Source organism: Ensifer sp. ENS07, assembly GCF_014852185.1.
GTDB lineage: Bacteria > Pseudomonadota > Alphaproteobacteria > Rhizobiales > Rhizobiaceae > Ensifer > Ensifer adhaerens.
The window spans coordinates 846807-865424 of the sequence record NZ_JACVBE010000002.1; the positions used below are offsets into that span (position 1 = coordinate 846807).

Consider the following 18618-nt stretch of genomic DNA (forward strand, 5'->3'; position numbering starts at 1 on the left):
AGTTACCCTTTCACCGCGCCGAGCGACAGGCCTTCGACGAGGTAGCGCTGGGCGTAGAGTGCAAGTGCGAGCGTCGGCGTCACCGAAAGCACGATGGCCGCGGCGATCTGTCCGTATTGGATGCCCGAGGAGGTGACGAAGGCAAGCGCGCCGACCGTCACCGGCTGCTTGTCGGCAGATGCCAGCACCAGCGCGAAGACGAAGTTGTTCCAGGCGAAGATGAAGGCGAGCAGGCCGGCAGCGGCAATGCCCGGTCCGGCAAGCGGCAGCGCAATCTTGCGGAACGTCGCAAACCAGGAGTGCCCGGCGATGCGATAGGCATATTCGACGTCGGCCGAAATGTCCTCGAAGTAGCCGCGCACGATCCAGAGAATCAGCGGCAGGCAGATCAGCTGGTAGACCCAGATCAGGCCGAAGTAAGTGTTGGAGAGCCCGAGCCACTGGAAGTACTGCGTCAGCGGCAGGAGCACCAGCAGCGGCGGCGCGAAGCGGAAGGACAGCAGCGTGAACGCGATGTCTTCCGATCCTTTGAACTTGTGGCGGGCAAACGCATAGGCCGCTGGCACGCCGAGCACCAGCGCCACGGCGACGGAGGCGACCGACAGGAAGATCGAGTTGCCGAGATTGCGCATGAAGGCGATGTCGAGCGTTCCGGCCGCCGTCTGCAGCTTGCCGGTGATCAGCGCCGCATAGTTGGAAAGCGTCGGCGAAAACACGACCGATGGCGGGATCGCGAGGATCGTCTCGTTCGTCTGGAACGACATCAGGAAGATCCAGAAGATCGGGAACATGAAGAAGACGACGACGAGCGTGAGGGCGAGACCGCGCAAGGTCCGTTCGAGCGGAGACATGGTTTCCATTGGTCCCTCCTTTACGCTTCGCCGCGTGCGCGTTCGCGCAGCCGCAGCCAGTTCTTGATGAAGACGTTGGACAGCGTGTAGGTGATCGCCCACAGGATGATCAGAAGTGCCGCCGACCGGCCGACATTGGTCGACTGGAAGAAGTTGAGATAGGCCTCGACCTGGAAGACGGTGAGCGTGTTGCCGGGCCCGCCCTGGGTCATCGCGTAGATGATGTCGAACTGTTGGATACTGTCGAGCAACCGGAACAGCGTTGCCGTCAGGATGTAGGGTGTGAGCATCGGAAGCGTGATGCGGAAGAAGACGAAGCTGCGCGGCACGCCATCAAGGGCCGCCGCCTCGAAGGGCTGCGTCGGCAGCGAGCGCAAGCCCGCAAGCAGCAGGATCATGATGAAGGGCGTATAGACCCAGATGTCGACGAGCACGACGGTGAGCAGCGCTGTGTCCGGCGAGGACGCCCAGCGGAAATCATGCAGTCCGATCAGGCTTGCGAGATAGCTGAGGATACCGAAGCTCGGATTGGTCATCAGCTTCCACATCAAGGCGGCCAGCGCCGGCGCGATCATCAGCGGCAAAAGCAGCATGATCGAGATGAAGTTGTTGACCGCGGAGCGCCGCTGCAGCAGCAGCGCGATGCCGAGACCGAGCAGCAGTTCCAGCGTCACGGTGAGGCCGGCATAGAGCAGCGACACTTTCAGCGTGTTCCAGAAGGCCGGGTCGGTGAAGAAGTTGAGGTAGTTTTCGCCCCAGTTGAACTGGCGCGCCCAGGGCTGGCTCAGCCGGTAGCGCTGGAAGGAGTAGATGACCGCCGTGAAGAACGGGATGAGGATGCCGATGCAGACGAGCAGCGCCGGCAGGCTCAGCACATAGGGAAGCATCTTCCTGCTGATCCTGAAACCGGAGGCTGGTCTCTTGAGGGTTTCTGTTGAAGCCATGTCGAGCTCCGTTCCTGACGTCTTTGAAGAGCACGCGGCACGCGGCAGCCTTCAGGCGCCGCGCCAGTTCCTCGGCATCTCAGGTTGATTTCGGCGCGACCTCAAACCGGTCGCAACAGGCCGGTCGAGCCGGCATCTCGGGATCCCCGGCGCGTGCTGGCGCCGGGGATCGCTTGGGAGGCCTATCAGCCGAGACCCGCCTCTTGGAGCTGGCGGTTGATGCTTTCCACGAGCTGGTCGAGACCCTCATCGACCGGCACCTGCTTGGCGACCATCTTCTGCAGCGTCGACGCCCATTCGGTGGTCACGTCGAAGAACAGCGGCTGCGGCGTGAACTTGATGGAGGCGCCGGCGGCCGAGGCGTCGAACATTTCGACGTAACCCGGATACTTGCCGTTGAGCTTCTCGCGGAAGATCTCGTCCTTCCAGATCGACTGGCGAACCGGATCGACGAAGTCCATCTTGGTGGCGCCGAACAGCGCATGCTCCGGACCGGAAGCCCATTGCAGGAAGTACCAGGTGGCGTCCTTGTCCTTGGAGAAGTTGGACATGGCGAGCGACCAGATCCAGATGTTCGGCGTCGAGGCAGTGGCTTCCGGGTTGGCGGCGAAGGCGGCATAGCCGAGCTTGCCGGCCATCTTGTTGTCGCCACCGTTCATGAAGTAGCCGAGGCAATCGGCGTCGAAGATCATCGCCGAAGCGCCGGCGCCAAGGTCGGTGCCGACCTGATACCAGGTGTAGGTCGACCAGTCCTTCGGCCCGCTTTCCTGGATCATCTGCACGAACTTGGCGTGGTAGGCCTTGGATTCCGCCGTGCCCATCGCCGCTGACAGCTTGCCGTCGGCCGAGACGTTCAGGTCCTTCTGGTTGAAGTTGGCATAACCCGACAGGAAGCCCGGATGGATCGTCGCCCAGGAGCGCGAACCGCGAACGCCGATGCCGTAGATGCCACCGATGTCCTTCTGCAGCTTGGCCGCAACCGTGATCATGTCGTCGAGGTTCTTCGGCAGCTCGACGCCGGCCTTGTCGAACATCTCGCGGTTATAGGTGATGTTGTTCTGCTCGAACGCCCACGGAATGCACCACTGCTTGGCGTCTTCCGAGCCGAGCGCCCCGCCCGGCTGGCCGTTCCAGGCGCAGGAATTCTTCACGCCTGCGAGGAAATCGTCCCAGTTGTAGTTGGGGTTGGTCTTGGCCGGATCCTTGATCCATTCGTTGAGGTCGGCGATCCAGCCGGCCGGTCCATAGGTCCAGGTCATGTAGGCGCCGGTCATGAAGGCATCGTATTCTGCCGAGCCCGAAGACAACGCCGCCGTCACCTTGTCGAAATAGACGTCTTCCGGAAACACGTCATAGGTAACGTCGATGCCGGTCAGGTCCTTGAAGGCCTGCAGGTTGGCAATCATCGCATCGGCGTAAGGGTGCTTGTTCAAAAGCAGCTTCAGCTTCTTGCCCGAATGCGCCTTCCAGTCGAAATCGGCGGCGAGCGCCTGCGTCGACATCATGTTGAACAACGTGCCGGCCGTGCCGGCTGCCAGGCCTGCAGCCCCCAATCCCTTGAGCATGCCGCGGCGGTCCACCTCCCCACGCAGGAATGCGCTGATGAGGTCCTTCTCCTTCTCGTACATTCGTCTTCTCCTCCGTTGCGGGTATGATTGCGACTGCCGGCTACCCCACCGGTATTCCTCCCGTTAAGGCCCGGATGGCAGATCCTCCCCGCCCTCCGCATGGCCTCGAATGTGTCAGCGCCTCATGCGCCGTCGGCGGCCAGCGCCCTCGCAGTCCTCTCGTCGGTAATGAGACCGCTTAATTGCCCGCTAGCGAGCACCGCCCGGATGGCCGGAACCTTGATCTTGCCGCCGGCAACAGCGACCGTGCGGCGGTTCTTCAGGTCCTCGCGGCTGAGCGTAAACGTGCGGTCGGAAAGCGTCGTCTCGACCGGCTTGCCGTCGCGGTCGAAGAAGTGGCCGAGCAACTCTCCCATCGCCCCACCCTTCTGGATGTCCTCGATCTCGCTGGTCTCGATCATGCCGGTCGAAACCAGCGACGCCTCGCGCTCGACGGTGCCAATGCCGACCATCAGGAGATCGGCTGTCTTGGCGAGATCGAAGACTTCGCGCACGCCGCGCTGGCTGAAGAGCACGTCGCGATCCTCGACCGTGTTGGCGAAGAACGGCACTGGCATGACATAGGCCTCTGCCCCCGTACGCTCGGCGAGCCGGTGGATCACGTCATGCGGGTTGGCGGAGAACTTGCGGGTAAGCCCGCCGAGCAGCGACACGAAGCGGGTGTTGCCGCTGGCGATCCGCGGCAGATATTCGACGCAGGCGGCGAGCGTGCGGCCATGACCGACTCCGACCAGCGCCGTCTCGCCACGCTCGATCTCACGCTTCAGGAACTGTGCGCCGGAAATGCCAAGCGCCTTCAGCGGCAGGTCATCGGAATCGAAGTCCGGCACCACTTCGCAATAGTCGAGGCCGTAGCGCGCCGAAAGCGCCTGTTCGAGCTCCACGCATTCGGAGACTTCGCCGTCGATATAGACCTTCACCAGGCCTTCCTGGTTGGCCTTCATGATCAGCCGGTGGGCCTTGAGCGAGGTGAGCCCCAGGCGCTTGGCGACCTCCGCCTGGGTCAGGCCGCCGGCATAGTGCAGCCACGCCGCCCGTGTCGCCATGCTGGTTTCGTCATCACGAATGCCCGTCCCGCCAATCGTCATTGTCTCCACCCGGCTCTTGTTGCGCTGCATGATATTTTTTGCACCGCGTGATATTTTTATCCGTTAATGAAAGAAATTTCATGGCGTGAAATTTTTGTCAATAGCGTTTGACAAATGAACGATCACGTTTGCGAAGAGACGGTTGAGCAGTTGCGGCGGCTGCACGCAGGGGCAGCGGTCGCAGGCAAGCGCCAGACGGCGTAGGCTCGTCAAAAGCGGAAAAGGGGCAACGCAGGCGGAAGATCGAACCGCCGATCAGCGGTGCAAGGATCGCAGGATTATTGCCCGAGATTTCTCAGATAGAGCGACAGAAGCTGTGTCTGCGAGGAGATGCCGAGCTTGCGATAGACGTTGCGGCGATGAACCTTCACCGTGCCGGTGGAGATGCCGAGCCTGAGGCCGATCGATTCTGACGAATGGCCCTGCAGCACCAGTTCGATGATCGAGGCTTCGCGGTCCGTCAGATTGAGATGCTGCCAGACGCCGTCGGCCGGCGGGTGCGTCGCCTTGCGCCTGCTGCGCCCGGTTTTCGCCAGCGCCGCATCGAACCGGCGGCCGAGATCGGCCCAGTGATGGCGCACCAGGCCGGAGACCAGTGACTCGACCTTCTTCAACAGCGCGAACTCCGTCGCGCTGAAAGTCCCCGTCGCCTCGCGCCGCATCAGCGAAAGCACGACGGTGATCTGCTCGTCGATCGGCACGAAGAAGCCGACCTCTTCGGCAAGCCCCGTCTGCACATAATAGGTGCGATAATATTCCGAGGAGAAGAACCGGTCAGGCGCCAACTCCCTCATCCGCCAGACGCCGGGCTCACTCTTGATCGCCGCGTGGTAGAACGGGTCGAGCAGGTACGGTCCAGCCTGATAGAGGCTGACGAAGAGCACGTGATCCTTGGCGTTGAAGGTGCTGTAGAGGTCGATCGGCCGTTCCTTGCCGCGATAGGCAAAGACAACCACGTAGTCGAAGGTCATCAGCGTCGACATCAGCCGCCGATAGGTGGAGCCGACGGCATCGTCGTCCATCGCGGCACCCGCCACCAGCGGCGCCATGACCTGGAAAAGTCCTTCGAGATCGACGCTCAAACCGCCCTCCCGGCCGGTGTTTCCTGCTCTGGGGTATACTCCTCACACAGAGCAATCTGCGTTGAAATACCTCTCTCGGGGTATATACCGGCAGGGCACGCGGTGACTAGGCTGTGTGTCAATGACGGTGGAGTGCCAGGATGCAAGATCCTGGCGACATCCGATAACAACCGCAGGGAACAGACGTGACATCCGCTTCGACGAACGACATCGAGTTCCGTTCGGTCGCCAAACGTTATGGCGCCGTGACGGCCGTTTCCGACATCAATCTTCAGGTGCCGCGCGGCGCCTTCATGGCGCTTCTCGGACCATCGGGTTGCGGCAAGACCACGTGTCTGCGCATGATCGGCGGCTTCGAGCAGCCGAGCGAAGGCACGGTCTTCATCAGCGGCGAGCCGATGAACGGCGTTGCCGCCTATCGCCGCCCGGTCAACATGGTGTTCCAGCACTATGCGCTGTTCCCCCATCTCGACGTCGAGCAGAACGTCTCCTACGGGCTGAAGCAGATGCGGCCGCGCATCGCCGGCGCCGAGATTTCTCGCCGCGCCCAGGAGGCGCTGGAGATGGTACGGCTCGGCGGTTTCGGCAAGCGCCGCATCCACGAAATGTCCGGCGGCCAGCAGCAGCGCGTGGCGCTCGCCCGCGCCATCGTCAACAAGCCGAAGGTGCTGCTGCTCGACGAGCCCCTCGCCGCCCTCGACAAGAAGCTGCGCACCGCCATGCAGATCGAGCTGCAGACGCTGCAGCGCGAGCTTGGCATCACCTTCGTGCTCGTCACCCACGACCAGGAGGAAGCGCTGTCGATGAGCGATTTCGTCTGCGTCATGAATGCCGGCCGCATCGTCCAGGTCGGCCCGCCGCAGGAAATCTACGACAGGCCCGCAAGCCTCTTCGTCGCCGATTTCGTCGGCAAGACCAACCGCATCTCGGCGACCGTCGACGGCAACGCCTCGATCGAGCTCGCCAACGGCACGCGTTTTGCCGCCCCCGCGATCAACGGCACACGGGGGGCGGCCATGGTGGCACTTCGGCCCGAGGCGATCCGCCTGACGCGTAACGGTGCCGTCAGCACGGCGGCGCTGGCCGGCACCGTCACCCACCGGATCTTCCTGGGGTCAGCGGTCGAATATTCCGTCGCGGTCGACGGTCTCGGCGACTTCCTCGTGACGGCCGACCGCCGCACGCTCGGCGACAGCGAGCTGGTCGAGCCCGGCGAAAAGGTCGGCCTCGCCTTCGATCCGAACGCGCTTCACGTCTTTCCAGCCTGACATCGCCCGGCTTCCGAAGCCGGTTCTGCCGCCTACGCATGAACGTCAAACGATAAAGGGAACAGCGTCATGAGCAAATGGTACAGAGAAAATGCCCCTATCACCGCCGACCAGCTCGCGGACGAACTGATGCGCCTGAAGCGCGGCTCGGTCACGCGCCGCCACTTCCTCGGCGTCACCGGCCTCGGTCTTGCGACCGCCGTGCTCGCGCGCCAGCCCGGCCTCTTCAATTCCACCGCCTTTGCCGGCGACCTCGGCACGCAGATGTCGATCGCCACCTGGCCGAACTACCATGATCCGGCGACCTTCGAAGCCTTCCAGGCGGCCACCGGCGTTGCCGTCGAGGTCAACGTCTTCGGCTCCAACGAAGAGATGCTGGCGAAACTCCAGGCCGGCGGCACCGGCTGGGACCTCTTCGTTCCCACCAACTACACGATCTCGACCTATGTGAAGCTTGGCCTCATCGACGAACTCGATCTTTCCAAGCTTCCCAACTATGACGCGTCGACCGAGACGGCGCGCTTTACCAACGAAGGCATCGTCGACGGCAAGACCTATGCCGTGCCGAAGAACTGGGGTACGACCGGCATCGCGGTCAATTCGGCGAAGATCAAGAAACCGGTCACCAGCTGGAAGGAATTCTTCGAGATCGCCATGACCGAAGGCGACGGCCGCGCCATGGTGCACGATTACCAGCTCACCACCATCGGCAACGCGCTGGTGTCGCTCGGCTATTCCTTCAACTCGATCAAGCCGGACGAACTCGCCAAGGCCGAGGAACTGCTGATCAAGGTGAAGCCGCACCTCTACGCCATCAACAGCGACTACCAGCCGTCGATGCGCGCGACCGATGCCTGGATGACCATGTGCTGGACCAATGACGGCGCCCAGCTCAACCGCGACATGCCGGAAATCCTGTTCACGCTCGGCAAGGACGGCGGCGAGATCTGGTCGGACTTCTACGCGATCCCGAAGAGTGCCGCCAACAAGGCCGCCGGCTACGCGCTGCTCAACTATCTGATGGCGCCGGAAAACGCCATGAAGGAGCACATCGCCAACGGCGCACCGACCACCGACAGCCGCGTCATGAAGCTGCTGCCGGTCGACGTCACCTCCAACAAGATCGTCTATCCGGACGAGGCCGCGCTGACGCCGCTCGAATTCGGCGCCGCCGTGACCCTCACCGACCCCGGCCGCGCCGAGCTGATGGCGCGTTTCAAGTCGGCTTGATCTGGCATGTGACTGCCCTCATCCGCCTGCCGGCACCTTCTCGCCAAAAGCGGGGAGAAGGAACAAGCGGCAAGCTCCCTGCCCTCCTGCTTCTGCCGGAAGAAAGGGACCGGGCGGGTGCCACAAATCCCCTTCCCCCCGCTTGCGGGGAGAAGGTGCTGTGAGGCGGATGAGGGACCTTACCCTCCCGCTCGCATCGAAGTGCTGATGAAACGCGAACGGAAGAATTTATGACCGCGGCAACGAACACGAAGAGAAACCTGGTGACGGCGGCGCTGGTGGCGCCGGCCGCGGCCTGGCTGATGATCTTCCTCGTGCTGCCCTTCATCGCCATGCTGGTCTTCGCTTTCGGCGAACGCGCACCGGAAGGCGGCTATCAGGCAGCCTTCACCTTTGCCCAATTCGCCAACCTGCCGACACGGGCGGCCGCCTTCTGGAACACGCTGATCCTCGCGCCGGTCGGCGCGCTCGCCTGCCTGCTGATCGCCTATCCGGTCGCCTATTATCTGGCGGTCAAGGCGAACCCGCGCTACCGGCTGATCCTCGTGTCGCTCGTCGTCGTGCCCTTCTGGACGAGCCTGCTCGTGCGCACCTATGCCTGGATGTACATCCTCGGCTCGCGCGGTATCCCGAACCTTTTGTCGATGATCGGCATCGAGGACGTGAGGATGCTGAACACGCCGGGCGCCGTGCTTCTCGGCATCGTCTACGGCTACCTGCCGCTGATGATCATGCCCATTTACGTGAGCCTCGAAAAACTCGATCGCCGCCTGCTCGAGGCCTCCGCCGACCTCGGCGGGAGGCCGGTGTCGACCTTCTTCGGCGTCACCCTGCCGCTCTCCTTGCCCGGTGTCATGACCGGAGTCGCGCTGGTGACGATCCTGCTGCTCGGCGAATATCTGATCCCGCAGCTGCTTGGCGGCGGCAAAGTGTTCTTCATCGGCAATGCGCTGGTCGATCTCTTCCTGCAATCGCGAAACTGGCCGTTCGGCTCCGCGATCGCCGTCACGCTGGTTGCCGTGGTCGTGGTGATCCTGATGGTGGCAATGCGCATCGCCTTCCGCGTCGCCGGCACAAGACAGGTGGATCTCGTCTGATGCGCGCCTTCATCTCCTCCGTCTACCTCTTCCTCTACGCCCCGATCGCGCTCGTCGTCCTGTTCTCCTTCAATGCCGGGCGCAATGCGAGCGAGTTCACCGGGTTTTCGACCGCCTGGTACGGCAAGGCGCTTGGAAATACCTTCCTGGTTTCGGCGCTGCAGAACAGCCTGCTGATCGCCTTCACCAGCGCCACGCTCGCCGCAATCTTCGGCACCATGGCAGCCCTCGGGATGGAGCGGATGGCTCCGCGCAACCGGGCGATCTTCGATGCGCTGTTTGCAGCCGCAATCGTCGTGCCCGGTGTCGTCATCGGCATCGCCACGCTGGTCGCCCTCGTTGCCGTCTTCTCCTTCGTCAACCCGGCGCTGGCGACGATCTGGCCCGGCGACCAGCCGCCGCAGCTCGGCCTTGGCTACGGCTCGATCATCGCCGCGCACGGCCTGTTCTCGATGGCGCTAGTGACGATGATCGTGAAGGCCCGCATCGCCAGCCTCGGCCGCGATATCGTCGAGGCATCAAGCGACCTTTACGCGACACCGCTCACCACCTTCCGGCTGATCGTGTTGCCGCAGATCCTGCCGTCGATCCTTGCCGGCTTTCTTCTGGCCTTCACCTTCTCCTTCGACGATTTCATCATCGCCTTCTTCGTCGCGGGCTCGAAGACCACGCTGCCGATCTACGTCTTCGCCTCGATCCGCCGCGGCGTGACGCCCGAGATCAACGCGATCGCGACGCTGGTGCTCGTCGCCTCGCTGCTTCTGATCCTGACCGCCCGCATCCTGATGCGGGAAAAGAAAACGAAATCCGGGGAGTGAAACCATGATCCTGAAAGACCGGGTCGCGATCGTGACCGGAGCGGGCTCCGGGATCGGTCAGGCGGGTGCGGCCATCATGGCGCGCGAAGGCGCCCATGTCGTCGTCATCGACCGCAGCCTTTCGGCCGCGGCAACCGCCGTCGAGGCAATCGCCGCCAAAGGCGGCAGCGCCGAGGCGCTCGCCATCGACGTGACGGATGACGCGGCCCTTTCTGACGGCATCGCCGATATCCTCTATCGCCACGGCCGCATCGACGTTCTGCACAACCACGCCGGCGCCCAGGTCGCGGGGGACCTGGAAGAGGTCGAGGTCGCCGGCTTCGATCGCTCCTGGAACCTCAATGTCCGCGCCCATTTCATGGCAGCGCGGCTGGTCATGCCGTCGATGCGCGCCGCCGGCCGCGGCGTCATCCTCAACACCTCCTCATCCTCGGGCGTGCTCTACGACCGCGAGATGATCGCCTACACGACCACCAAACACGCCGTCATCGCCATGACCAAACAGATGGCCGGCGACTACGCCCGCCACGGCATTCGCGTCAACGCGCTCTGCCCCGGTTGGGTCGACACCCCCTTCAACGAACCGTTCATCGCGCAAATGGGCGGCCGCGGCGCAATCGAATCCTATATCCGCGAAAAGGTGCCGCTCGGCCGCTGGGCCAGCGTCGAGGAGATCGCCGAGTCGATCCTCTTCCTCGTTTCCGACCGCTCCTCCTACATGACCGGCCAGATCCTGGTGGTGGACGGCGGCGAGACAGTGGTGTGATGGCCTGAGCCCAGAGTTCAGAGAGGAGCTGCCTCGCGCTGCTGGATCTCTGTGACGAGCACGGAGATGAGAAGCGGCGGATGAAAGGCCCGTCATTGCCCGGGAACGATACCCCGGCAAGCCCACGCAACCGCCGCAAAGGACCGCGGCCCGTCCGGCTGACCGGCTTCGTAGGCGGCGCGGATGGCTGCGTCGAGCTTTGTCCGCATCCCTGCATCCAGTGAGCCGACATACTTGCCGAGCGGCCCCTCGCCCGCGGCAATCGGTTCCCAGAAATCGGCGAAGGACTGATAGTCCATACGGATCAGGAGCGAGGTCTGCCGGACGTCCGCGAGGCCATTCGCGACGAAGCTCTCGGTCATCTCTCCCGGCCGCATCATCGGCTGGAAACAATAGCGACTGCGCACCTGCTCGGCATTTCCATCCAGCATCGCCGCCACATCGAGCACCATGCGCATGCCCGGCATGCCGCCGAAATGATCCCAAACGACGGCTGCAACGACGCCGCCCGGCCGGGTGACTCGGCGCATCTCGGCGACCGCTTTCCCCGATTCCGGCACGAAGTGCAGCACCAGCAGCGCCATCGCCCGGTCGAAGGATGCATCGGCAAAGGGCAGCGCGCAGGCGTCGGCCTGCTGGACTTTGATCCGCGGATCTGAACTCGCCCGGATCGTCGCTTCGACGAAAACAGGCGAAAAGTCGATTGCAACGATCTCGCTGACATCGGCCGCGCGCGGTAAGGCAAAGGTAAGGCTGCCCGTGCCGCAACCGACATCCAGCACCCGCTCACCGTCGGCAACACCCGCAAAGTCGATGAATGGCGGCGCAAGCTGCCGGCTCCACCGACCCATCAACTGTTCGTAGCCGGCAGCACTCTGCACATTGAAGCTCGATGTCATGATCGCCTCCGGGCAGTGAGGCGTGCATTGTAACGTGCGGCAGGCGCGACACCAAGAGACCGGCTCACCGCTCGAGCGCCGTCAGCAGCAACGGTGGGAGCAACGGTCGTCAGATCGCCTGCAAAGTCAGGAACGTTGAGGCGTCTGAAGCGGGTTGCTCGGGATTTGCTGCAACAATTCCGCCAATCGTTCCTGCCAATGTGGATTGCGCTGTCTTAGCGGCTCCAGAGCATCGCCTGACGCGTTCTCCATTTCGCTCATCAACGCACGCGATGATCGAGCCTCTGCAAGACGCCCAGCGGCCGCATAACAGCAGGCCAGCGTTTCTTGGGCCGGCCGCCATGCAGGGCGCACTTTTTGGGCCTTCACGGCAGCAGCGAGCGCGTTCGTTCCGTCGCCTGCAAACAGGTGGGCGAGCGCCAGAAAATTCAGCCAGACGAAGTTCTGCGGGTCATTGGCGTTCAACATGAGACCGTGTTCCAGTGACGCTATGGCACCGGACACGTTCCCCCTGAACAGCTCCGCCATCCCCAGGACAAGGTGGCCAAGGGCGAAACTCGGGCTGATCTCGATCGCCCTTTCGGCGGCAAGGACCGCCTGCTCGGGCGCATTCGCGTACGCGCTGCAGATCGCCAGCGCATAGTGTGTGTACGGGTTCTTTTCGTCGAGCCGAACGGCTGCCAAGGCGGCGTCCAAACCCTCTCTGATGTCATCGGAAGGAAGCTCGCTCCATCCATAGGCGACGATGCCTGCGCTCACGCGACCAAGCCAGAGATGCGCTTCGGCAAGCTCGGGATCAAGCCGACACGCCTCCCTGAATAGCTCTCGCGCCATTAGGTGGGTCTGCTGGCCAACCTGGTGAAAATACCAGGTCCCCTGCCGCACGATCTCCCACGCCGACAAATTTCCCGTGTGCCTCGCCGGCGAGGGGAATGATGCCGTCTTCAGCAGTTCTGGTTCAATCGCACCTGCAACTCTCTCTGCGATGGCGTCTTGAACTGCGAATGCCTCTTCCATTTCCACGTCATACCGTTCGGCCCAGACCTGGCTGGCCGAGGTGGTCTCGACCAGTTGCGTGGAGACCCGAAGACGGCCGCCGGAGCGGCGCACGCTTCCTTCGAGCACGTAATCGACATCCAGGTCTCGGCCCACCTGCTTGGCGCTCACCGACTTGTGCTTGTAGACGAAACTTGAATTGCGCCCGATGACCCGAAACCACCGAAATCTCGTAAGCGCGGTGATCACATCTTCGGTGATGCCATCAACCAGATACGACTGTTGCTTGTCACTGCTCAGATTTGCAAACGGTAGGACCACGATCGATGGTCTGCCCGGGTTCGCGGGCGAGGCTGGCAGTGCCGGCGATGCATCAGCGGCAACCGGATGCAGGCTATTCACCCGGGCGGCAAAACGATAGCCCGCACGCGGCACGGTGGCGATCCATTCGTTCCCCTCCGGTTGAGGACCCAGCATCTTGCGCAAGGCAGCGATCTGAACCGAGAGATTGCTCTCCTCGACGACAGCCGCGGGCCAGGCTGCCTCCATCAGCGCGGACTTGCTCACGACCTGCATCGACGCTCGCACCAGCGCGTGCAGCAGCAACAAGCCCTTATGGCCAATTGCGACCCGCCGCCCTTCACGCGTCAGTGCGCTGCGCTCCATGTCGAGGATGAATGTCCCGAACGCGAAAAGTTGCGGCTCGACACTATCGGCCACGACGTCTTCGGAAGAATTCGGAACTTTTCGCCCTCCCATTCAGGACTCCAGCCGGTCTTCTTGCGATCCTTTGCGCAGGTCGACCAGACTACCACAGAGGAGACCGAAAAATGACGATTTCAGAAGAACGAACCGACGCGCGTCCAGGATTCTCGCGGAGCAAGGCCCTCGTATCCAAAGGGGACGCCGGTTACCGGGCTGAACAGGGGCCCGATTACCTGCCCGGCATCAGTGCAGAGTCGGTTGGCTCCACCGCACTGTGGCTCGGTATCGCTACGATACCGCCTGGAAAGCGCACCAAGGCGCATGTGCATGAGCGCCACGAAACTGCCTTCTACATGTTGAGCGGCGAAGAGCTGGAACTATGGAGTGGCGATGAACTCCAGCACCGGGATGTGATGCACCCAGGAGACTATCTGTACATCCCCGCCAACGTGTTGCACGTGGCCGTTAATCGAGCTGACCAACCAGCCGTATTTATCGGGGCGCGCAACGAGCCAACCGCGCAGGAGAGCGTTGTTCTTTATCCTGAAATGGATTCCAGAGTGCCGTGACAGGTGCAAAACCGCTTATGGCAAAGCCGCCGCCAGGTCCTTACACCTTCACATGCCCGATGCCCTTGGCGGCGATCTCCTCAAGGCTCTCGTCATAGCCGGCATCCGCATAGCGGATGACGCCAAGCGAGGTGTCGTTGGTGAGGGCATAGTCGAGGCGCTCGTCGGCCTCGACCGTGCCGTCGGCAACAACGGTCACGCCGCAGCTCGTCATGTAGCCGGCATAACCGCCACCACCGGAATGGACGACCACGAGATCGGCCATGGAGGAGCAGAGCAGCATGGCGTCGAGTAGCGGCCAGTCGGCGATCGCGTCCGAGCCGTCCTTCATCCGCTCGGTCATGATGTTCGGATGCGCCATGGCGCCGGCATCGAGATGGTCGCGGGAAAACGCGATCGGGCCCTTGAGTTCGCCAGATGCCACCAGTTCGTTGACGCACCGCGCCAGCGCCGTGCGTTCGCCGTGGCCGAGCCAGGCGATGCGGGCCGGCAGGCCCTCGAAGGGAATATGCTGGCGCGCCAGCCTGATCCAGTTGGTGACGATGCGGTTGTGCGGAAACATGTCGAGCAGCAGATCGTCGATCCGGGCGATGTCGCTCTCCTCGCCGGAAAGCGCCATCCAGCGGAAGGGGCCGATGGCGCGGGCAAAGAGCGGACGCAGATAGGCCTCGGTGAAGATCGGGATGTCGAAGGCATTGGCAACGCCGCCCTCGCGCGCCTGGGTACGGATGAGGTTGCCGTTGTCGAAGACTTCCGCGCCCTTCTGCTGGAAGTCGAGCATCGCCTTGACGTGCTCGACGATCGAGGCGCGGCTCGCCGCCATCAATTGCCCCTGGCCGTCGTCGCGCAGCGATTTCACCTGGTCGAGGCTCATGCCCTTCGGCACATAGCCGTAGACGAGATCATGCGCTGACGTCTGGTCGGTGACGACGTCGGGCACGATGCCACGCCGGGCGATCTCCGGATAGATCTCAGCCGCATTGCCGACGAGGCCGACGGAGAGCGCCCGCTTGTCCTTCACTGCCGCGTCGATCATCGAGAGCGCAGTATCGAGATCGGGCGCGATCTCCTGCAGATAGCCGATCTCCCGGCGCTTCTTCGCCCGCTCCGCGTCGGTATCGACACAGAGGATCGCCGCCCCCGCCATCCGGCCGGCAAGCGGCTGGGCGCCGCCCATGCCGCCAAGCCCAGCCGTCAGCACGAAACGCCCGGAGAGATCGCCGCCGAAACGGCGTTCGGCGATGCGCATGAAGATCTCGTAGGTGCCCTGGATCACGCCCTGGCTGCCGATATATTGCCAGGCGCCGGCCGTCAGCCCGCCCCAGCAGATCAACCCTTTTCGCTGCAAATCATAGAACACCTCGGCCTTCGCCCATTGGCCGACAATGTTGCAATTGGCCATGATGACGAGTGGCGCCTTGGCGTGGGTCTTCAAGAGCCCCACCGGCTTGCCGGACTGGATGACGAGCGTCTGGTCCTCGTCCATTTCGATGAGCGTCTTGACGATAGCCCGGTGCGCCGGCCAGTTGCGCGCCGCCTTGCCGAGTGCTGCATAGACGACGAGATTGTCCGGATCCTCGCCGACCGAAAGCACGTTTTCCAGGAGCCGCAGCAGCGCTTCCTGCCGCCAGCCCTTGGCGCGCAGCTCCGGTCCACCGGGGATGGGAAAACCAGGATGACGGGGATTGGCCTTGGGCATCGTCTCGTTCCTCTTTGTCTTGTCGGCGGGGTGGTTGCCCCACGCATTCATGGCGACGGGAGGTCGCTGCCTCTCGTTTATGGCGGGGGCAGATCCCTGCTCCCTTGCATTCGTGGCACGCGCAAGTCGCCGCCTCTCATGCTTGTGGCGACGGGTGGTGACGGCCCGACACGCACTGGCGAGAGCGGCCAATGAGGCTCGCCGCCGAGGCAGCGAGCCTCATTCACTTCGGCGGCAGCGTCTCGACGAACGCGATCGCCCCATCAAGCAACCGCCGGCGCAGCGCATCATCGCCATAGGCATCCGCCGCTGCGCGCACCCAGCCATGCATCGCCCGTCCGTTCATCACCATCAGCTCGATATCCGGCAACGCCAACGCCCAGCCGTCATTGCCCTTGCCGAGGCGCACGAGCAGAGAGCCCTCGCGCGCGCCAAGTAGCAGGTTGCCTTGAAGCAGATAGGCCCAGCCGCCGAACATGGCCTTTTCCGAAAGCCCGGCGCGGTCACCGAGCTCTTCGCGGATTAGTTCCTCTAGCCCTGCATCGCGCGCCATCACCCTGCTCCCGTCAGCTACGGCCGGAAAGCGCGTAGCGGGCAAGCTCGATGCCCATCGCCTTTTCGACCGATGGATAGACCGACGGGTCGAGCACGCTGGAGGACAGCGGGATGACCGTCTTCGGCACATGCAGCACGAAGATCCTCATGCCCACCTGCAGCTGGCCGACACTCAAAGGCTCGCCCTCCGGCGAGAGCGTGGTGATGACGTCGGGGAAGGTCGCAAGCCGCGTGCCTTCCGCAGAGTCAACCGCCATGTATTCGTTCATCACGTGCAATACCGTTGAGTCAGCGCCCTTCCCCAGCGTCACCGTGCCGATGTCGAAGGCTTCCTTGGTATAGACGACCGATTTGTCGGTGATCGTGCCCTCGGCGAGGATCGCGCCATTGGTCGTCTTGACGATCGCGTCGATCACTGCGCTGCCGCCCTTGGCTTCCGCCGCGATGATCGCCTCGCCGAGCGCCAGCGCCAGCGAGATGCCGCCCAGCGCCGCATTGGCTTTCACATAGGATGCCCTGACCGGATTGCGGCAGGAGGCAATGAAGCCGCCGGACATGTCGGAGGCGGTGCGCAAGACCGGCGAGACCTTGGCCGTGGCGCCGCGCACCACCAGCTCGATGTAACGATTTTCCTCGCGATTTCCCCCGACCGCCGTCTGGATCATCGGCTCGGGCGAACCGGCAAGGCCGATGGAGCCCATGTCACCGGTCGGATGCGCGCGGATGTCGCCGACCGCGTCCACCACCTTGGTGCCGAGGATCGCCGACGGCAGCCAGCCGTTCAGCGTCGAGGACTTGCCGTTCTGGCCGATGATGAGCCCCGAGAGCTTCTCGCCGAGCGCCTCCTGCAACAGCTCCACGGCCTTGACGTAATCGACCCCACGCATCTCCCAGGGCGTGGTCGAGGCCGGTGCACCGATCGCGGCGGCCGTAGCCACCCAGTCCTGTGCCTCGAGTTCGTCGATCGAGACGAGCTCGGGTTTGCCGATCGAGACCGCTGCATAGCCGAGCATACGACCATGATCCGCCCAGCCGCCGCCCCCGGCGGCATAGACGGAACCGCCCTTGACCGCTGCCTCGACATCCTTTTCCTTCAGTATCCGGCCCATCTCACACCTTCTCCTGCAATTTCTTGTCGAGTCGCTTCACCGCATCGAAGAGAACGGCCGCGCCGAGCGCGATATCGTCGTTTTCGGCCCATTCCTCCGGCGCATGCGAGCGCCCGCCGAGGCAGGGAATGAAGATCATCGCCGAACGGGTGATGCGTCCCATCCAGGCGGTGTCGTGACCGGCGCCGGAGGCCATGCGCCGATGCTTGGCGCCGATCGCATCGCAGCTTTCTTCGAGCGTTGAAAGCAGGAGCGGATCGCCCGGCGTCGGGTGGTTGTCCGAGATCACAGTGGCGGGCGGGATCGTCACGGCCGACGCCTCGGCGACACCCTGGCAAAGGGAGCCGAGCGTTGCCAGGAACCGCTCCATTTGCGGCCGCAGCTCGGCACGCGCATCGATCAGCAGCCGGACGCGAGACGGCACCACATTGGCTGCATTCGGCTCGATCGAGAATTCACCGACCGTCGCGGTGAAATGCCCGTCGCCGTGAGAAAATTCCGTCGCCAGCCGCTCGATCTCCAGCACCAGATGCGAGGCGGCAACCAGCGCATCGCGCCGGTGCCCCATCGGAGTCGTACCGGCATGGTCCGCCTGGCCCTCGACGATGATCTCGATGCGGGTGATGCCCGAGATGGCGGTAACCACCCCGACATCGAGCCGCCCAGTCTCCAGTATGGGCCCCTGTTCAATGTGCAGTTCGAGGAAGGCCTTGATGTCGGAGCGTTTCGAGCCGGAAAGCCTGGAGGGGTCACCGCCCACCTCGACGATACCCTGCCTGAGGCTCAGATCCCCTTGCGTGCGGCTGAGCCACCCATCGGGCAGCACGCCCGCCATGCCGCGGCTGCCGACGCAGGAAACGCCGAAGATCGACACTTCCTCGGCCAGGAAATCAACGATCTCCAGATCGTGGTCGAGGTCGATGCCGTTGTCGGAAAGCGCGCGCGCCACTTCGAGCGCCGCCGCCACGCCGGCGATGCCATCGAAGCGGCCGCCATCCGGCACCGTGTCGGAATGGGAGCCGAGCAGGATGGTGCCGAGCGCCGACTTTTTCCCCTTGCGCCGGCCGATCAGGTTGCCGGCGGCGTCGATGCGGGTTTCAAGCCCGGCCGCGCGAAAACGCCGGTCGAGAAAGGCCCGGCCCTCGAGGAACAGCGGCGTGAAGGCGCGGCGTGTGTAGGGCCGGTCCGGCTCGGTGATACCTGCCAGGCCGTTGATGATGCCGGCAATGCGGCTGGCATTGACGGGCAGATTGGCCGGAACTTTGTGGGCGGTCTTGCTCATCACATTTCCTAAATCTCGATGCGGGATGCGGG

General features: G+C 63.5%; 17 protein-coding genes. 6 read left to right on the top strand and 11 right to left on the bottom strand.

Translation table 11 applies throughout. The annotated features are described in order from the left end of the window. Nucleotides 1-2 precede the first annotated feature (2 nt). From IB277_RS11265 to IB277_RS11285, 5 genes are all read right to left on the bottom strand, one after another. Nucleotides 3-860 (bottom strand): carbohydrate ABC transporter permease, encoded by an 858-nt coding sequence (locus tag IB277_RS11265; RefSeq protein WP_034792198.1) that lies wholly within the window; start codon nucleotides 858-860, stop codon nucleotides 3-5. A gap of 11 nt (nucleotides 861-871) precedes the next feature. Continuing rightward, nucleotides 872-1795, bottom strand: coding sequence for a carbohydrate ABC transporter permease (locus IB277_RS11270; RefSeq protein WP_034792195.1), 924 nt, complete (start codon nucleotides 1793-1795; stop codon nucleotides 872-874). A gap of 185 nt (nucleotides 1796-1980) precedes the next feature. Continuing rightward, complete coding sequence (locus tag IB277_RS11275; RefSeq protein ID WP_034792193.1) at nucleotides 1981-3423, bottom strand: extracellular solute-binding protein; 1443 nt, start codon at nucleotides 3421-3423, stop codon at nucleotides 1981-1983. Between the two features lie 122 nt (nucleotides 3424-3545). Then, nucleotides 3546-4511 carry a sugar-binding transcriptional regulator gene (locus IB277_RS11280; protein ID WP_034793557.1) on the bottom strand — a complete coding sequence of 322 codons (966 nt, stop codon included), beginning with the start codon at nucleotides 4509-4511 and terminating at the stop codon, nucleotides 3546-3548. Between the two features lie 278 nt (nucleotides 4512-4789). Continuing rightward, on the bottom strand, nucleotides 4790-5533 hold the full coding sequence (locus IB277_RS11285) for a LuxR C-terminal-related transcriptional regulator (RefSeq protein ID WP_370689560.1): 744 nt from the start codon (nucleotides 5531-5533) through the stop codon (nucleotides 4790-4792). Between the two features lie 245 nt (nucleotides 5534-5778). Here IB277_RS11285 and IB277_RS11290 point away from each other — a divergent pair, with 245 nt between their 5' ends. From IB277_RS11290 to IB277_RS11310, 5 genes are all read left to right on the top strand, one after another. Continuing rightward, complete coding sequence (locus tag IB277_RS11290) at nucleotides 5779-6861, top strand: ABC transporter ATP-binding protein (RefSeq protein ID WP_034792163.1); 1083 nt, start codon at nucleotides 5779-5781, stop codon at nucleotides 6859-6861. Between the two features lie 69 nt (nucleotides 6862-6930). After that, the gene (locus tag IB277_RS11295; RefSeq protein WP_060582636.1) at nucleotides 6931-8091 is read left to right on the top strand and encodes a spermidine/putrescine ABC transporter substrate-binding protein; all 1161 of its coding nucleotides are present in this window, start codon (nucleotides 6931-6933) and stop codon (nucleotides 8089-8091) included. 230 nt (nucleotides 8092-8321) lie between these two features. Beyond that, the gene (locus IB277_RS11300) at nucleotides 8322-9188 is read left to right on the top strand and encodes an ABC transporter permease (RefSeq protein ID WP_029742635.1); all 867 of its coding nucleotides are present in this window, start codon (nucleotides 8322-8324) and stop codon (nucleotides 9186-9188) included. Then, on the top strand, nucleotides 9188-10006 hold the full coding sequence (locus IB277_RS11305) for an ABC transporter permease (RefSeq protein WP_029742634.1): 819 nt from the start codon (nucleotides 9188-9190) through the stop codon (nucleotides 10004-10006). The genes IB277_RS11300 and IB277_RS11305 overlap by 1 nt, the downstream gene beginning before the upstream one ends. A gap of 4 nt (nucleotides 10007-10010) precedes the next feature. Further along, a complete protein-coding gene (locus IB277_RS11310; RefSeq protein WP_090294336.1) occupies nucleotides 10011-10772 on the top strand; it encodes an SDR family NAD(P)-dependent oxidoreductase in 762 nt (253 codons plus the stop codon). A gap of 92 nt (nucleotides 10773-10864) precedes the next feature. Here the strand turns inward: IB277_RS11310 and IB277_RS11315 are convergent, their stop codons facing one another. Both IB277_RS11315 and IB277_RS11320 read right to left on the bottom strand, forming a co-directional pair. Then, nucleotides 10865-11671 carry a class I SAM-dependent methyltransferase gene (locus IB277_RS11315; RefSeq protein WP_090294337.1) on the bottom strand — a complete coding sequence of 269 codons (807 nt, stop codon included), beginning with the start codon at nucleotides 11669-11671 and terminating at the stop codon, nucleotides 10865-10867. A gap of 126 nt (nucleotides 11672-11797) precedes the next feature. Further along, the gene (locus tag IB277_RS11320; RefSeq protein ID WP_110818689.1) at nucleotides 11798-13426 is read right to left on the bottom strand and encodes a winged helix-turn-helix domain-containing protein; all 1629 of its coding nucleotides are present in this window, start codon (nucleotides 13424-13426) and stop codon (nucleotides 11798-11800) included. A gap of 71 nt (nucleotides 13427-13497) precedes the next feature. On the opposite strand from IB277_RS11320, the gene IB277_RS11325 reads away from it, so the two are divergent. After that, nucleotides 13498-13941, top strand: coding sequence for a cupin domain-containing protein (locus IB277_RS11325; protein WP_090294339.1), 444 nt, complete (start codon nucleotides 13498-13500; stop codon nucleotides 13939-13941). A gap of 40 nt (nucleotides 13942-13981) precedes the next feature. Here the strand turns inward: IB277_RS11325 and IB277_RS11330 are convergent, their stop codons facing one another. From IB277_RS11330 to IB277_RS11345, 4 genes are all read right to left on the bottom strand, one after another. Continuing rightward, complete coding sequence (locus tag IB277_RS11330; protein ID WP_090294476.1) at nucleotides 13982-15640, bottom strand: urocanate hydratase; 1659 nt, start codon at nucleotides 15638-15640, stop codon at nucleotides 13982-13984. A 223-nt stretch (nucleotides 15641-15863) separates the two neighbouring features. Continuing rightward, on the bottom strand, nucleotides 15864-16193 hold the full coding sequence (locus tag IB277_RS11335) for a TfoX/Sxy family protein (protein ID WP_089043411.1): 330 nt from the start codon (nucleotides 16191-16193) through the stop codon (nucleotides 15864-15866). Between the two features lie 13 nt (nucleotides 16194-16206). Then, nucleotides 16207-17304, bottom strand: coding sequence for a DUF917 domain-containing protein (locus IB277_RS11340; RefSeq protein WP_090294340.1), 1098 nt, complete (start codon nucleotides 17302-17304; stop codon nucleotides 16207-16209). A gap of 1 nt (nucleotide 17305) precedes the next feature. Next, the gene (locus IB277_RS11345; RefSeq protein WP_090294341.1) at nucleotides 17306-18586 is read right to left on the bottom strand and encodes a Zn-dependent hydrolase; all 1281 of its coding nucleotides are present in this window, start codon (nucleotides 18584-18586) and stop codon (nucleotides 17306-17308) included. Nucleotides 18587-18618: the final 32 nt, after the last annotated feature.

Bases quoted from the DNA above. Each gene is read 5' to 3' on its own strand.
- IB277_RS11320 (WP_110818689.1), bottom strand. From the start codon at position 13,426: ATGGGAGGGCGAAAAGTTCCGAATTCTTCCGAAGACGTCGTGGCCGAT.
- IB277_RS11325 (WP_090294339.1), top strand. From the start codon at position 13,498: ATGACGATTTCAGAAGAACGAACCGACGCGCGTCCAGGATTCTCGCGG.
- IB277_RS11340 (WP_090294340.1), bottom strand. From the start codon at position 17,304: ATGGGCCGGATACTGAAGGAAAAGGATGTCGAGGCAGCGGTCAAGGGC.
- IB277_RS11295 (WP_060582636.1), top strand. From the start codon at position 6,931: ATGAGCAAATGGTACAGAGAAAATGCCCCTATCACCGCCGACCAGCTC.
- IB277_RS11280 (WP_034793557.1), bottom strand. From the start codon at position 4,511: ATGACGATTGGCGGGACGGGCATTCGTGATGACGAAACCAGCATGGCG.
- IB277_RS11310 (WP_090294336.1), top strand. From the start codon at position 10,011: ATGATCCTGAAAGACCGGGTCGCGATCGTGACCGGAGCGGGCTCCGGG.
- IB277_RS11285 (WP_370689560.1), bottom strand. From the start codon at position 5,533: ATGGACGACGATGCCGTCGGCTCCACCTATCGGCGGCTGATGTCGACG.
- IB277_RS11300 (WP_029742635.1), top strand. From the start codon at position 8,322: ATGACCGCGGCAACGAACACGAAGAGAAACCTGGTGACGGCGGCGCTG.
- IB277_RS11335 (WP_089043411.1), bottom strand. From the start codon at position 16,193: ATGGCGCGCGATGCAGGGCTAGAGGAACTAATCCGCGAAGAGCTCGGT.
- IB277_RS11305 (WP_029742634.1), top strand. From the start codon at position 9,188: ATGCGCGCCTTCATCTCCTCCGTCTACCTCTTCCTCTACGCCCCGATC.
- IB277_RS11345 (WP_090294341.1), bottom strand. From the start codon at position 18,586: ATGAGCAAGACCGCCCACAAAGTTCCGGCCAATCTGCCCGTCAATGCC.
- IB277_RS11265 (WP_034792198.1), bottom strand. From the start codon at position 860: ATGGAAACCATGTCTCCGCTCGAACGGACCTTGCGCGGTCTCGCCCTC.
- IB277_RS11330 (WP_090294476.1), bottom strand. From the start codon at position 15,640: ATGCCCAAGGCCAATCCCCGTCATCCTGGTTTTCCCATCCCCGGTGGA.
- IB277_RS11315 (WP_090294337.1), bottom strand. From the start codon at position 11,671: ATGACATCGAGCTTCAATGTGCAGAGTGCTGCCGGCTACGAACAGTTG.
- IB277_RS11270 (WP_034792195.1), bottom strand. From the start codon at position 1,795: ATGGCTTCAACAGAAACCCTCAAGAGACCAGCCTCCGGTTTCAGGATC.
- IB277_RS11275 (WP_034792193.1), bottom strand. From the start codon at position 3,423: ATGTACGAGAAGGAGAAGGACCTCATCAGCGCATTCCTGCGTGGGGAG.